Raw genomic sequence first — 14,382 nt, 5'->3', positions numbered from 1 at the left:
TCCTGCCAGTATTTGGCAGGAACGTCGGGTCCTTTTGTCGGTTCTTGCGTCAGCCCGGGAGGACGCGGACGGCGTCGACCGCCACGTCACCCGTGCCGGTGAGCGGATCCAGCCGGACCTGGGTCAGCGACGCCCCCTGGCGCGGGATCTCTACCCGGTAGGTGCGGGTTCCGCCCGCCTCGACGGTGAACCGGCCGCTGCGTCCCTCGGCGAAGCCGCCGTCGGTGGTCGCCCAGAACAGCTGACCGCCGCCGCCGACCGAGGACGACATCACGATCTCGACCACGGCCCCGTCGGTCAGCGGCACCGAGACGCGCGGCCCGACGACGTACGGGTCGCCGCCGACGGAGCGGAACCGCAGCGCCCCGCCGGAGGCCGTAAAGCCCTCGACCTGGTTCGCCCCGGTCCACCCTTCGGTGTCGCCGTCGGTGTCGAACTCCCAGGCGGCGTACGCGTTGGTCACCGTGACGGTGGCCGTCCGCGTGACCGTACGCCCGTCGGGGCCGGTCAGCGTGAACCCGACCTCCGACGCCCCCTCGGCCGCGTCCGCCGGCGGCGTCACGACGACGTCCACGCTGGTGGTCACCTGGGCGCCGTTCGACGGCTCGGAGACCTCGGTCGAGGCGGGCTCGACCGTCCATCCGTCAGGAGCCGTGGTCGCCAGCGTGGCCGTGAGGTCGGCCGGCGCGATGCCGGTGACCGTCGCCGTGAACGTCGCCGGGCGGCCGGGCAGCACGGCGGCCGAGGCCGGGTCGACGGTCATGTCGACCGACGTCACCTCCGTCCCTTCCGTGAGCGTCAGGTCGACCTCCCGCTGCGGCCGGACCGCGACCGGTCCGAACAGGCCGGACGGGTTGTCGCGCCCCTCGATCTCGTTGGACGGGGTGTTGGTGACCTTCACCTCGACGACGTTCTCACCCTCGCGGAGCAGGTCCGTGACGTCGACGGTGTACGGCGACCAGTCCAGCGCACCGGCGTGCTTGCCGTTCACGGTCACGTCGGCGAACTCGCGTACGCGGCCCAGGTCGAGCACGGCGCGCCGACCGTCGGCGAGGAAGCCCTCGGGCACCGTGAACCGCTTCGTGTACGTGGCGGAGCCCGAGTACTTGGCGTCGAGCGCCGTCCACGACCCCAGTGGCCGCGACACCGTCTCGGCGCCATCCTTCGCGAACCGGAAGTCCCAGCTACCCCCGAGCGCGAGCGGCTCGAGCGGGTCGTCGACCGTCGCCACCGCGCCGTACGTCTTCCCGCGGAGCTCGCCGCGGGCATAGACCTCGCCCGGCTTGTCGGTGACCAGCGTCGCCTTCAGCCCGCCACCCGAGGCCATGACGGACTCCGGTGTCGCGTTCGTCGCGGTCAGATGCGCGACCTTCCCGCGCGGGTACGCGCCCGGCCGGAACGTCACCCATCGTGCCTCGTACGGGGCGAGCGTCAGCGGGACGACCGTCTGCTCACCGTCGCGTCGGAACACCGGGGCGACCGCGGTCTTGCCCGTCTCCGGGGCCCAGAACTCCGGTGTCTGCGCGACGTCGAACCGTGCGGTCGTCTGCTTCTCCGACCCGGACAGGTTGACGACCAGGAACGCGTCGTCGGCCTTGCGCTTGACGTGGCGGACGCGGACGTCGGGCGCGTTGTCGAGCGTGACGCCCGGCGACACGCGTTCGTGCAGCACCTCGGCGAGGCGCGAGCGGTCGGGCAGGTACGCCGCGAGGCCGCCCTTCCCGTGCTCCCGCTGCGACGCCTCCGGCGCCGACGGATCGGTGCCGAACAGCGCGGTCAGCCTCGTCCGCAGCTCGGCGTCGCGTCCGGACGCCTCGTGCGTCGCCAGCCCGTCCACCGCGACGACGGTGCCGCCGTCGGCGACGAGCCGCTCCAGCGTGCGCACCGCCTCCAGCGACAGGGTCGTCGTACGCGGCAGCACCACGGCCTGCCAGCGCTGGTCGCGCAGGGCGAGCGCGCCGTCGCGCACCTGCAGGTCGACGTCGAGGTCCTCGTCGCCGGCCAACGCCAGCTCGTCGAGGTAGTCAAAGTCCAGCTGTGCCTTGAGCAGGTCGTTCGACGTGCCCTTCCACGAGTCGTCGACCGGCCCCAGCGCAGGTCCGTTGCCGGCGAAGCCGCGGACGTCCCACGGCGTCCCCGCCGCCATCACCGACGAGCTCGGGTAGAGCACGCCGACCGGGTTCACCGGCGTCGCGCCACGAGCCGGCTCGGTCAGCCGCCCGACGAGGTTGGCGTACTGCGAGAAGCGGGGCCAGAACGTGTTCTGGTCGAACTGGCTCGGCGGCGACTCCGACGCACGCTGGCCGTCGATCGAGTAGTAGAACGCGTGGTTGTCGATCAGGTCGACGCCCCCGGCGGCCTCCCAGCCGACGGTGCGCTTCATCTCCTCCATCGTCAGGTCCCAGCCGAACGCGCCGAAGGTCTCGGCCAGGTTGCGCTTGCGGCCGAACAGGTGCGCCACGGACGAGTTGAGCTTCGGCGTGATCGCGCCCGTGTTGAGACCGCTGATCAGGTCCATGCCGGGCAGCTGGTAGTGCTTGCTCATCTCGAACCAGCTGCCGCCCTCGATCAGCTTGTGGCTGCCGAGGTCCTCCTCGACGAGCGGGTTCGAGATCAGTGCGATGTCGTGGTCCTCGGCCCAGTCCGCCAGGGGCTCGGTGTGCGCCTCGTTGTAGCGGTCCGACAGCGCGTCGTAGTAGTCGACCCGCGCCTTCGTCGTGGCCGCACCGGCGTCGTACCAGATCCCGAGCAGGCTCCGCGTCAGGTCGTACCCGGCGTTCTCGGTCAGGTACGACCGGAAGCCCGGGGTCCACGGGATCGAGCCGCGCGAGTCGAGCCCGCCGCGGTTGTCGGGGAAGTTGTTGTAGAAGCCGGGCTCGTCGTTGAAGATGCCCGGGATCGTCGACCCGAAGTACGGCCCGAACCGCTTCGCGTACGTCTCGTGGGTGATGTCGATGAACTTCTGCGTCACGTCGGGGTTGAGCATGTCGACGTAGGGCTCGTCCGGCTCGAGGTCCGGGTGGTAGTTCACCAGCGGCCGCTGGACCAGGTGCACGACGCACCAGCTGCCCTCAGGCGCGGTCCATCGCAGGCGCCCGTCCTCGACCTTGTCGGTCAGCTCCACCGTGGTCGAGCCGTCGAGGCGTACGCCTCGGGCCTCGCCGTTGGTCACGCACGACCCGTCCGCGGCCTTGCGGGCGGCGAGCGTCGCGACCAGCTCGGGCTGCGGTCCGGAGCCGCCGTCGCCCTGTCCCGGGACGGCAGCGTCGTACGTGGTGCCGCCCTCGACGTCCACCGCCGTGGGGGAGAGGTACCAGGGGACGTAGTCCGGGTCGGCCCCGACCGTGCGGCCGTCGACGTCGCCGCCGCGGACCGTACGCCCGCCGGCGAAGCCGCTCGGCCAGTTCAGGTCGTCGTACAGCCACGCCTTCATGCCGCGTGACTTCGCCTCCTTCAGCACGTAGCCGACCTTGTCGAAGTAGTCCTTCGAGAGGTAGTACGCGTTCTCGGTCTTGCCGAACTCTCCGCCGAGGCCCTGGCGGGGGTGGATGAAGAACTCCTCCACCCCGTTGCCCTGCATCTCGTCGAGCTGCCGCTCCAGCTCGGCCTCGGTCAGCTTGCCGTTCCAGAACCAGAACGCGTGCGGGCGCGCGGTGGACGGCGGGTCCGCGAAGGCCGCCGGGTCGAGTCGCCCGGTCGGGTCGTCCCAGGCGGGTTCCGGCGCAGGCTTTGCCGCGCCAGCGGCCCCCGCCAGGCCGAGGGTCAGCGTCGCGGCAGCGGCGGCCACCACCACGCGCCGGCCCCACGTCGTCGAGTGCCGTGCCGGTCGCCGTGTCATGCCTTCTCCTTCACCGTGAACTGGTAGGTGCCCGAGCCGACCTCGCCGACGACGACGTCGCCCTCGACGCGCAGGTCGCGCACGCCGTCGGCGCGCGTCGCGGGCTTGCCGTGCTCGCTGACGGCGGCCACGCTCGAGGCCGGGATCCGGACCGTGGCGGTCGAGTTGACCGGCACCGTGACCTGCAGGGTCAGCCGGCCGTTCTTGCGCGACCAGCGGGACCGGATCGTCCCGTAGCCCGACTCGAACGTGGAGTCCGCCCGGTCGAGTCCACCGCCAGGCTGCGGCGCCACCGTGAAGTGCCGGTAGCCCGGGTGCTCCGGGTCGGCCTGGATGCCGCCGATCGTCTGGTACATCCAGTTCCCGACCGCGCCGTAGGCGTAGTGGTTGAACGAGTTCATGCTGACGTCGCCGAAGCTGCCGTCGGGCATGATCGAGTTCCAGCGCTCCCAGATCGTGGTCGCGCCCTTCTCGACCTCGTAGCCCCACGACGGGTACGTGCGCTGGTTGATCAGGCGGTAGGCGACGTCGGTGTGCCCGGTCCGGCTGAGCACCGGCAGCAGGTCGGGGGTCCCGAGGAAGCCGGTCGCGAGGTGCCAGTCGTGGCGCTCGAGGTTCGCGACGAGCTTGTCGGCGGCGTCGTCGACGAGCGCGTCCGGGATCAGGTCGAACGACAGCGCGAGGACGTAGCCGGCCTGGGCGTCGCCCGGGAGCGCACCGTCGTCGCCGACGTACTTCGCCACGAACGCGTCGCGGACGTCGTCGGCCAGCGCCGCGTACGTCGCCGCGTCCTCGTCCTCGCCGACGGCCGCGGCCATCTCCGACAGCAGGCGGGTGACGTGCGCGAAGTACGCCGTACCGATGAGGTCGCGCGGCGTGTTGTCGTCGAGGTTCAGCCAGTCGCCGTAGCCGGCGTCGGGCCGGATGAGCCCCGTGCTGTTGGCCTTCAGGTACGCGACCCAGGCGGTCATCGAGTCGTAGCTCTCCTCGATCACCTTGGTGTCGCCGTAGGTCTGCCACACGGTGTACGGAACGGTGATCGCGGCGTCGCCCCAGCCGGCGTTGCCCGCGCCGACCACCGGGACGTACGGCACCACGTCGGTGACGGCACCGTCGCTGCGCTGCGCATCGCGCAGGTCCTGCAGCCACTTGTCGCCGAGGAACGTGGAGACGTCCATGTTGTACGCCGCGGTCGGCGCGAACACGTTGATGTCGCCGGTCCAGCCCATCCGCTCGTCGCGCTGCGGGCAGTCGGTCGGCACGCTGAGGAAGTTGCCGCGCTGCGACCACACGATGTTGCTCTGCAGCTGGTTGAGCATCGGGTCGGAGGTCTCGAACTGCCCCGTGACCGCGGTGTCCGTCCCGAGGACCTTGGCGACGAGGTCGCGCTTCGCGGGCTTGGCGTCGAGTCCGGTCAGCTCGACGTAGCGGAAGCCGTGGAAGGTGTAGCGCGGCTCGTACGTCTCGGTCCGGTCGCCGCGTGCGGTGTAGTAGTCGGTCGCCCGGGCGCTGCGGAGGTTCTCCGTGTACAGCGTTCCGTCCGGATTGACCTCCTCGCCGTAGCGCAGCCGGACCTTCTGTCCCGCCTCTGCGCCGCGCAGCGTGAGCGCGACCGTGCCGACGAGGTTCTGGCCGAGGTCGAGCACGTACGTCCCGGGCTTCGGCTCGGTGACCTCGGTGACCGGCATCTCCTGGGTCACCCTGACCGGGGGAGCGGACTGGGCGACGAGCTCGGTGTCCGTGTCGGTCTTCTCGACCACCGGCTCCCACGCGCCGTCGTCGTACCCGGCGCGGGTCCATCCGGGCGTCTCGCGGCGCGCGTCGTACTCCTCGCCGTCGAGGATGTCGGCGTGCGTGACCGGGCCTGCAGTGCTCTTCCACGACGTGTCCGACACGACGCGCTCGGTCGTACCGTCGGTGTAGGTGATCTCGAGCTGGCTCAGCAGGCCGGGCAGCTTGCCGTACAGGTTCGGGCCGTAGATCGCGATCTTGCCGGCGTACCAGCCGGTCGAGAGGCGGGCACCGAGGGCGTTCCCGCCCTTCTGCAGGAGCTTCGTGACGTCGTAGGTCTGGTACGGCGTGCGCTGGTCGTAGTCGGTCCATCCCGGCGCCCAGCGGTCGTCGGAGACCTCGCGTCCGTTGAGCTGGAGGTCGTAGATGCCCAGGGCGGTCGAGTACAGGCGCGCCGACTTCACCGGCTTGGCGACCGAGAACGTCGTGCGGAGCTGGGAGGTCACCTCCGGGTTCGCCTCGACGGTGGGGTTCCACCGGAGCGTCCGGTCGCCTGCGACGGGCTTGCCGTCGGCGTAGGCCTGGCCCTCGGCGTAGACGTCGTCGGTGTGGCTCCACCACCCGGCGGTGCCCTCGAGGCCCGACATCTCCAGGTAGTACTCACCGGCCTCGGCCGGCGTGGCGAGCGAGAGCTCCGCCCACCCGTTGTCGGCGTGGTCGGTGAAGCGCTGCTCCGCGACGACCTCTCCGTCGGGACCGCCACGGCGCAGCGTCAGCGTGAAGTCGGAGTCCCGGGTGTTCCAGGTCGGGAAGCTGCCGCCGATGCGGTCGAACGGGCGGTCGGTGGTCACCGACTGGCCGAGGGTGTGCTCGGACCTGAGCGAGGCGGGCGTGTTCTGCTGCGCGTTCGCGGTCGGGAGGGGGAGATCCGTGTCGTGCGCGATCCAGTCGGCGGACCAGTCGTCCTGCTCCAGCAGGCCGGTCTCGAACCACGTCGGGGCGCTCCATCGGCCCGCGCCGCCGGAGGCGTCCCAGACCATCACCTTCCAGTGGTACCGCTGCCGCGACGTCAGGGCCGGGCCCTGATACCGGACCTGCAGCGACTCGGCCGACTCGACCTTCCCCGAGTCCCAGACGTCGGCATCGCCGCGGGCGAGGCGGGCGGCGCTCGACGCGACCAGGATGCGGTACGCGCTCTGCGACTGCGCGCGCTGGCTCGAGCGGAGCTTCCAGCCGAACGACGGCGTCCGGTCGCCGATCCCGAGCGGCGAGGTCGCGTGGTCGGTGGAGAGCGCGAACGCGCGCACGTCGCCAGGCGGCGAGGCGACGGCGGGTGGGAGTGGGGCGAGAAAGACGGTGGTGGTGAGCGCAGCGGCGATACTGAGCAGGCGTTTGCCCATCGCGGGTCCCTTCGGCAGCACCGCCGGGCGCTGCACGGTCGACGACGTTGGAACGTTTCACTGTGACCCTGGCCACATCTGGTGCGAAGGGCAACCTTTACGTCCGGAATCGGCCACGGACTGTCCTGGCCACAACCGGACAGCGTCGTTGACGTGATCCGCGCCACACCCCTAGCGTCGGGCGGGTTGCAGTGAAACGTTCAAATCGGGAGACAGAGATGACCGGGGCGCCACGGACACGCCGACTTCTGACGGCACGACTCAACCTCCCGCTGGCTGCGCTCGTGCTCGTGAGCTCGGTCGCCATCGCCTCCGCCGCTGCGGCGACCCCGGAGCCCGCGTCCGCCGACGCGACGGTGACCGCCGGCGAGTCGACTCAGAACGCCCCGCGTCCCACGCCGGACTCCGGCGCCTTCGACCTCGGGTCGCTGACCGCGACCGACGACCTCGGGCGCACGCTGTCGCAGGCCGGAGAGGTGCGCAAGGCGCGGGAGGACCGGTACGTCGGCCTGTTCTACTTCCTGTGGCTCGGTCAGCACGGGACGTCGGGGCCGTACAACATCACCAAGATCCTCGAGGAGCACCCCGAGGCAGTGCACGACCCGAACAACCCCGCGTGGGGGCCGTACGGGGCCCACCATCACTGGGGCGAGCCGCTGTTCGACTACTACTTCAGCGACGACGCCTGGGTGCTCCGCAAGCATGCGCAGATGCTGGCGGCCGCGAAGGTCGACTTCCTCTACTTCGACGTCACCAACGCGTTCACCTACAAGAACGTGTACGACCGGCTGCTCGAGGTCTTCGACGACGTCCGCCGGCAGGGGTGGGACGTCCCGCAGATCGTCTTCTACACCAACTCCAGCTCGGGTGCGACGATCAAGAAGATCTACGACGACCTCTATGAGCCGGGGCGCTACCGCGACCTGTGGTTCCAGCTCGACGGCAAGCCGCTGATCATCGGCAACCCGGACGAGGTCTCGTCCGAGATCCGCGACTTCTTCACGTGGCGGCGCAACCAGTGGCCGAACGAGCCCAAGAAGCAGGACGGCTTCCCCTGGATCAGCTTCGAGCGGCCGCAGGACGTGTTCATGCGTGACGGCAAGCCCGACATCGTGAACGCCGCCGTCGCGGTGCACAACAACTTTCCGTTCAGCGACCAGCCGTTCTACGGCGCGGGCAACAACTGGTCCCGCAGCTTCCACGACGGCAAGCTCGACACCGCACCCGATGCCTACAAGTGGGGCTACAACTTCGCGGAGCAATGGGAGCGGGCGCTCGAGGTCGACCCGCGGATCGTCGCCGTGACGGGCTGGAACGAGTGGGTGGCGCAGCGGCTCGGTGGCAACTTCCCCGGCTGGGACAACAAGGACCGGCCGGCGGACCGCCCCATCTTCTTCGTCGACCAGGCGACCACCGAGTTCAGCCGTGACGCCGAGCCGATGAAGGGCGGCTACAACGACAACTACTACCTGCAGCTGGTCGAGTACATCCGTCAGTACAAGGGCCTGGACGCGGCACCGACGCCGAGCAAGCGGCAGCGGATCGACGTCGGTGCGGGGTTCGCGCAGTGGGGCTCGGTGCAACCGTCGTACCGGGACTTCGTCCGCGACACCGTGCGGCGCTCGCACGGAGGGTACGGCGGCGTCACCTACACGAACGACTCCGGCCGCAACGACCTCGAGGAGGTCAAGGTCGCCCGCGACGCGCGGAACATCTCGTTCTACGCGCGGACCGTCGACCCGCTCGTCCGCGCCGACGAGGACTGGATGACGCTCTACCTCGACGTCGACGGTGACGGTGAGAACGGCTGGAAGGGGTACGACTTCGTCATCAACCGCCGCGGCATCGGGAACGACACGACCACGCTCGAGGTACGTCGGAAGGGTTCGTGGCAGCGGGTCGGCACCGTGCGCTACCGCGTCGAGGGCAACCAGCTGCAGCTGACGATCCCGCGCAAGCTCCTGGGCCGTCACGCGCAGGGCCGGCTGGACCTCGGGTTCAAGTGGGCGGACAACGTGCCCAGCAGCAGTGGGGACGTCATGGACTTCTACACGCAGGGCGACGCGGCGCCGGACGGCCGCTTCACCTACCGGTTCGTGGGCTGAGCGCGGCCCGAGAGGCGACGAGGCCGGCTTCCCGCCACGGGAAGCCGGCCTCGTACGACGTGAGCGGGGTAGGGGGTCAGAACCCCTGGCCGCCGAGGTCCAAGCGGATGCGCTCGAACACCTGGCCCAGGATCTCGAACTCCTCGTCGGAGGTGTTGTCCATCAGGTAGCGACGGACGCCCCCCACGTGGGTGTGGGCCGCCTCCTCGAGACGGGCCATCCCCTCGGGCGTGAGCTGGGCGTTGACGCCACGGCCGTCCGAGAGGCACGAGGCGCGCTTCACGAGGCCGGCGCGCTCCAGCCGGGCGACGGTGTGGGTGACGCGGCTGCGCGAGTGGGCGACCTGGTCGGCGACCTCGGCCATGCGCAGCGTCCAGTCAGGGGCCTCCGACAGGCGGACGAGGATCTCGTACTCCGCCATCGAGAGGTCGTGCTCGCGCCGCAGGTCGCGGTCGAGCTGGTCGAAGAACACGGTGGACCCGCCGAGGAACGACCGCCAGAGCACCTGTTGCCGGTCGTTGAGCCACCGCGTGTCCGGGGAGGTCTGGGTGGTCGTCGTCATATCCGAAGTGTACCCCGGGAATAGTTGCTTCTTCAATTAGTTATGGTACGGTGAAGGCAGTTGGTTGAAACCGCAACAATCTGCGGAGAGGCCGGCGCCAGACCCGAACCAGAGAGTACGACCACCCGAAGGGGATGCACGACATGGCACAGATCACCGCAGGCACCTGGAACTTCGACCCGACCCACACCGAGATCGGTTTCACCGTTCGCCACATCATGAGCAAGGTGCGCGGCAAGTTCGAGAAGTTCGAGGGCAGCATCACCACCAAGCCCGAGATCACCGAGTCGACCACCACCGCGACCATCGACCTCGCGTCGGTCAACACCGGCACCCCGGACCGCGACGCCCACCTCCGCTCGAGCGACTTCTTCTCGGTCGAGAGCAACCCGACGATGACCTTCACGTCGACCGGCGTCGTGGAGAAGTCCGACACCGAGTTCGTCGTCACCGGCGACCTGACCATCAAGGACGTCACGCGTCCGGTCGAGCTCGCGGTCGAGTTCCTCGGCGAGGGCAAGGATCCGTGGGGCGGCACCCGTGTCGGCGTCGAGGCCACCACCTCGATCAGCCGCAAGGAGTTCGGCATCGACTTCAACATCCCGCTCGAGGGCGACAAGCTCATGATCGGCGACAAGATCAGCATCGTCATCACCGGCGAGGCCGTGCTCGCCCAGTGAGCTGACCGACCCCGTCACCGGTGCCGGACCCCCGCCGGCCCGGTGACGCTCGCTGCCCGTGACGGACCACCCCTCGGCGACACGGGACGTGCGACGAAGAGCGGCCGTCCTGGAGCTTCTGCTCCGGGACGGCCGCTCTGTGCTTCTCGGGCGGTCTCAGCTGCGCGTGGCGCCCACCGCGCGCAGTGCCAGGTCGGCATAGAGGTGGCCGACGGCGTCGGGGGTGCGGGGGCCGTCGGGCTGGTACCAGCGCACGAGGTCGATCGCCATGGAGATGAGGGCGAGCGCCGTGCCGGGGACGTCGTCGACCTCGAAGACCCCCTTCTCCACACCCTCGGCGATCGCGTCCCGGTAGACGCGCTCGATGTCGCGCCGGTAGCCCGCGACCTCCTTGCGGTGCTCGGGCGTCAGCGCCGAGATCTCGTACTGGACGACCCGGGCGCGCTTGCTGTGAACGGCGTGCCACTTGCTGAACTCGAAGTGGATGGTCGCGAGACGGTCGACCGGGTCGGCCGTCGAGGCGTACGCGGCCAGGATCATGTTGCGGGTGTTCTGGTGGCCCGCGGAGCTGATCTCGTAGAGCAGCTGCTCCTTCGACGCGTGGTGCACGTAGAGCGCCGCCGGGCTCATGCCGGCCCGCGTCGAGATGTCGCGCGTCGTCGTGGCGTGGAACCCCCGCTCGGCGAACGCCTCGACCGCAGCATCCATCAGCCGCTCGCGGGCGGGTACGTCGGTCATGGCGTCTCCTGGTCGTGTCTCCGGGGGAGGAGGGGACCCTCCTCGCGCTAAGCGAGCGCTTAGTACACTCTAGGTGATCGTGATCTCATAACCCGGAGGCACTCCCGATGAAGCGAGCCATCTTCGACGACGACCACGAGGCGTTCCGCGCGTCGGTGCGTGAGTTCGTCGAGCGTAGCGTCCTGCCTCACGCCGAGCAGTACGCCGAGGACAAGGGCCTCCCGCGCGACTACTGGCTCGAGGCCGGCAAGCAGGGTCTCCTGGGTCTCGAGGTGCCGGAGGCGTTCGGTGGTGCCGAGGCGAACGACTTCCGCTTCAACGCCGTCCTCGCCGAAGAGCTCTCCAAGGTCAACGCGGCGCTGCCGTCGTGCACCGGCATCCACTCCGACATCGTCGCGCCGTACCTCGTCGAGCTCACCACCGACGAGCAGAAGGCGCGCTGGCTCCCGCGCTTCGTCACCGGCGAGCTGCTGACGGCGATCGCGATGACCGAGCCGTCCGGCGGCTCCGACCTGGCCGCGCTCAAGACCACCGCCGTCCGCGACGGCGACGAGTGGGTCATCAACGGCTCCAAGACGTTCATCACCAACGGGTGGTCGGCCGACCTCGTCGTCGTCGCCGCCCGCACCAGCCCGGAGAAGGGTGCGAAGGGCATCACGCTGTTCGCGGTCGAGACCGGCACCGAGGGCTTCACCCGCGGCCGCAAGCTCGACAAGGTCGGGCAGTCCGAGTCCGACACCGCCGAGCTGTTCTTCGCCGACGTCCGCGTCAGCGACGCCCAGGTCATCGGCGAGGTCGACCGCGGCTTCATCTCGATGATGGAGCGGCTGCCGCAGGAGCGGCTGTCCTGCGCCGTCTCCAACGTGGCGCACGCCAAGCAGATCCTGCTCGAGACCATCGACTACGCGAAGGACCGCCAGGCCTTCAAGCAGCCGATCGGGTCGTTCCAGCACAACAAGTTCCTCCTCGCCGAGCTCGTCACGCGGATCGAGTCGATCGAGGCGTACGTCGACGCCGCCGTCCTCGCGCACACCAAGCGCGAGCTGACCGCCATCGACGCCGCGAAGGTGAAGTGGCTGTCGTCGCAGGTCCAGAACGAGGTCCTCGACCACTGCGTGCAGCTGCACGGCGGCTACGGGTTCATGAACGAGTACCGCGTGGCGCGCGCCTGGCGCGACGCCCGCGTCACCAAGATCTGGGCCGGCTCGAACGAGATCATGAAGGAGCTCATCGGCCGTGACCTCGGGCTCTGACCATCCGGTCGGACCCACCCTCGTCCGTACGGACGACGCAGCTCTCGGGCTCAACCAAGAGAAGACCGGCATCTAGAGAAGGAAGTCTCATGACCGAAGCCGTCATCGTCTCCACCGCGCGTTCGCCGATCGGCCGCGCGTTCAAGGGGTCGCTCAAGGACATGCGTCCGGACGACCTCACCGCGCAGATGGTGCGGGCCGCGCTCGACAAGGTTCCCGAGCTCGACCCCCGCGACATCAACGACCTGATCCTGGGTTGCGGGCTCCCCGGCGGTGAGCAGGGCATGAACATGGGCCGCGTCGTCTCGGTGCTGCTCGGCTACGACTTCCTCCCCGGCACGACCGTCACGCGCTACTGCTCCTCCAGCCTCCAGACGACCCGGATGGCCTTCCACGCGATCAAGGCCGGCGAGGGCGACGCGTACATCTCGGCCGGTGTCGAGACCGTCAGCCGTTTCGTCAAGGGCAACAGCGACACGATCCCCGGCCAGGAGATCACCAACCCGGTGTTCAACGACGCCGCGGAGCGGACCGAGGGCTTCACGCAGGGCGGCCAGAAGTGGAGCGACCCGCGCGAGGACGGGCACCTCCCCGACGTCTACATCGCGATGGGGCAGACCGCCGAGAACGTGCAGCAGGTCCTCGGCATGAGCCGCGAGGAGCAGGACCGCTTCGCGGTGCGCAGCCAGAACCTCGCCGAGGAGCGCATCAAGGACGGCTTCTGGGCGCGCGAGATCTCGCCCGTCACGCTGCCCGACGGCACCCAGGTGACGGCCGACGACGGCCCGCGGCCCGGCACGACGTACGAGGCGGTCTCCCAGCTCAAGCCGGTCTTCCGTCCCGACGGCACCGTGACCGCCGGCAACGCCTGCCCGCTCAACGACGGTGCGGCCGCGCTGGTCATCATGAGCGACCAGAAGGCCAAGGACCTCGGTCTCACGCCGCTCGCGCGGATCGTGTCCACCGGCGTCACCGGCCTGTCGCCCGAGATCATGGGTCTCGGCCCGGTCGAAGCGATCCCGCAGGCGCTCAAGAACGCCGGCATGAGCCTCGACGACATCGACCTCTTCGAGATCAACGAGGCGTTCGCCGTGCAGTCGCTCGGGTCCGCCCAGCAGCTCGGCATCGACATCGACAAGCTCAACGTGAACGGTGGCGCGATCGCCGTCGGTCACCCGTTCGGCATGACCGGCGCGCGCATCACCGCGACGCTGATCAACTCGCTGCAGACCCACGACAAGCAGTTCGGTGTCGAGTCGATGTGCGTCGGCGGCGGCATGGGCATGGCGATGGTCCTGGAGCGGCTCTCGTGACGGGCGGCGCGAAGCGGTTCGAAGGCCGCAGCGCGATCATCACCGGGGCGAGCCGCGGCATCGGCCTCGGCATCGCCCAGCGGATCGTCGACGAGGGTGGGCGCGTGTGCATCACCGCCCGCAACGACGAGGCGCTGCAGGAGGCCGTGGTCCACCTCGGCGGCCCCGAGGTCGCGATCGGTGTCGCCGGCAAGGGCGACGACCCGGAGCACCAGGACGAGGCGATCGCCAAGACGATCGAGGCGTTCGGATCGGTCGACCACCTGGTCAACAACACAGGGATCAACCCGGTCTACGGCCGCATGATCGACATCGACCTCGCGGCCGCGCACAAGATCTTCGCCGTCAACGTTCTGAGCGCGCTCGCGTGGACGCAGAAGGTCTTCCACACCTGGATGGACGCGCACGGCGGCACCGTCGTGAACCTCGCCTCGGTGGCCGGTATCAAGCCGGCGCCGGGCATCGGGTTCTACGGTGCGAGCAAGGCGATGCTCATCCACGTGACCGAGGAGCTCGCGGTCGAGCTCGGCCCGAAGGTCCGCGTCAACGCGGTCGCTCCGGCGGTCGTGAAGACCAAGTTCGCCACGGCGCTGTACGAGGGACGCGAGGACGAGGTGTCCTCGGCGTACCCGATGAAGCGTCTCGGCGTCCCCGAGGACATCGCCTCGGTGGTCGCGTTCCTGCTGTCGGACGAGTCGGGCTGGCTCACGGGGCAGAACATCGTCGTCGACGGCGGTCTCACGCTCACCGGCGGAGTCTGAC

The 14,382-nt window shown here is 69.6% G+C and carries 9 protein-coding genes; 5 read left to right on the top strand and 4 right to left on the bottom strand.

Features of this window, described 5'->3' with window-relative positions:
- Positions 1-49 precede the first annotated feature (49 nt).
- Positions 50-3,838, bottom strand: coding sequence for a glycosyl hydrolase (locus ACQSSQ_RS20230; RefSeq protein ID WP_431328939.1), 3,789 nt, complete (start codon positions 3,836-3,838; stop codon positions 50-52).
- A complete protein-coding gene (locus ACQSSQ_RS20225; protein WP_431328938.1) occupies positions 3,835-6,876 on the bottom strand; it encodes a family 78 glycoside hydrolase catalytic domain in 3,042 nt (1,013 codons plus the stop codon). The genes ACQSSQ_RS20230 and ACQSSQ_RS20225 overlap by 4 nt, the downstream gene beginning before the upstream one ends.
- 311 nt (positions 6,877-7,187) lie before the next feature.
- On the opposite strand from ACQSSQ_RS20225, the gene ACQSSQ_RS20220 reads away from it, so the two are divergent.
- Positions 7,188-9,074, top strand: coding sequence for a hypothetical protein (locus ACQSSQ_RS20220; protein ID WP_431328937.1), 1,887 nt, complete (start codon positions 7,188-7,190; stop codon positions 9,072-9,074).
- A 76-nt stretch (positions 9,075-9,150) separates the two neighbouring features.
- Here the strand turns inward: ACQSSQ_RS20220 and ACQSSQ_RS20215 are convergent, their stop codons facing one another.
- Complete coding sequence (locus ACQSSQ_RS20215; RefSeq protein ID WP_431328936.1) at positions 9,151-9,636, bottom strand: MarR family winged helix-turn-helix transcriptional regulator; 486 nt, start codon at positions 9,634-9,636, stop codon at positions 9,151-9,153.
- 143 nt (positions 9,637-9,779) lie between these two features.
- Between ACQSSQ_RS20215 and ACQSSQ_RS20210 the strand changes: the two genes are divergently transcribed.
- Complete coding sequence (locus tag ACQSSQ_RS20210; RefSeq protein WP_431328935.1) at positions 9,780-10,316, top strand: YceI family protein; 537 nt, start codon at positions 9,780-9,782, stop codon at positions 10,314-10,316.
- A gap of 156 nt (positions 10,317-10,472) precedes the next feature.
- Here the strand turns inward: ACQSSQ_RS20210 and ACQSSQ_RS20205 are convergent, their stop codons facing one another.
- On the bottom strand, positions 10,473-11,054 hold the full coding sequence (locus ACQSSQ_RS20205; RefSeq protein WP_431328934.1) for a TetR/AcrR family transcriptional regulator: 582 nt from the start codon (positions 11,052-11,054) through the stop codon (positions 10,473-10,475).
- 107 nt (positions 11,055-11,161) lie between these two features.
- On the opposite strand from ACQSSQ_RS20205, the gene ACQSSQ_RS20200 reads away from it, so the two are divergent.
- The 3 genes from ACQSSQ_RS20200 to ACQSSQ_RS20190 all read left to right on the top strand — a co-directional run bounded on the left by ACQSSQ_RS20200 (position 11,162) and on the right by ACQSSQ_RS20190 (position 14,381).
- Positions 11,162-12,307 (top strand): acyl-CoA dehydrogenase family protein, encoded by a 1,146-nt coding sequence (locus ACQSSQ_RS20200; RefSeq protein WP_431328933.1) that lies wholly within the window; start codon positions 11,162-11,164, stop codon positions 12,305-12,307.
- Positions 12,308-12,396: 89 nt separating this feature from the next.
- Complete coding sequence (locus tag ACQSSQ_RS20195) at positions 12,397-13,620, top strand: acetyl-CoA C-acetyltransferase (RefSeq protein WP_431328932.1); 1,224 nt, start codon at positions 12,397-12,399, stop codon at positions 13,618-13,620.
- Positions 13,617-14,381, top strand: a complete 765-nt coding sequence (locus ACQSSQ_RS20190; protein WP_431328931.1) for an SDR family oxidoreductase — start codon at positions 13,617-13,619, stop codon at positions 14,379-14,381. Before ACQSSQ_RS20195 ends, ACQSSQ_RS20190 begins: the two co-directional genes overlap by 4 nt.
- Position 14,382 lies beyond the last annotated feature (1 nt).

It is taken from the genome of Mumia spirodelae (assembly GCF_050632745.1).
Lineage (GTDB): Bacteria > Actinomycetota > Actinomycetes > Propionibacteriales > Nocardioidaceae > Mumia.
The sequence above is the reverse complement of the archived record's forward strand: the minus strand, read 5'-3'. Positions and strand labels throughout refer to the sequence as shown.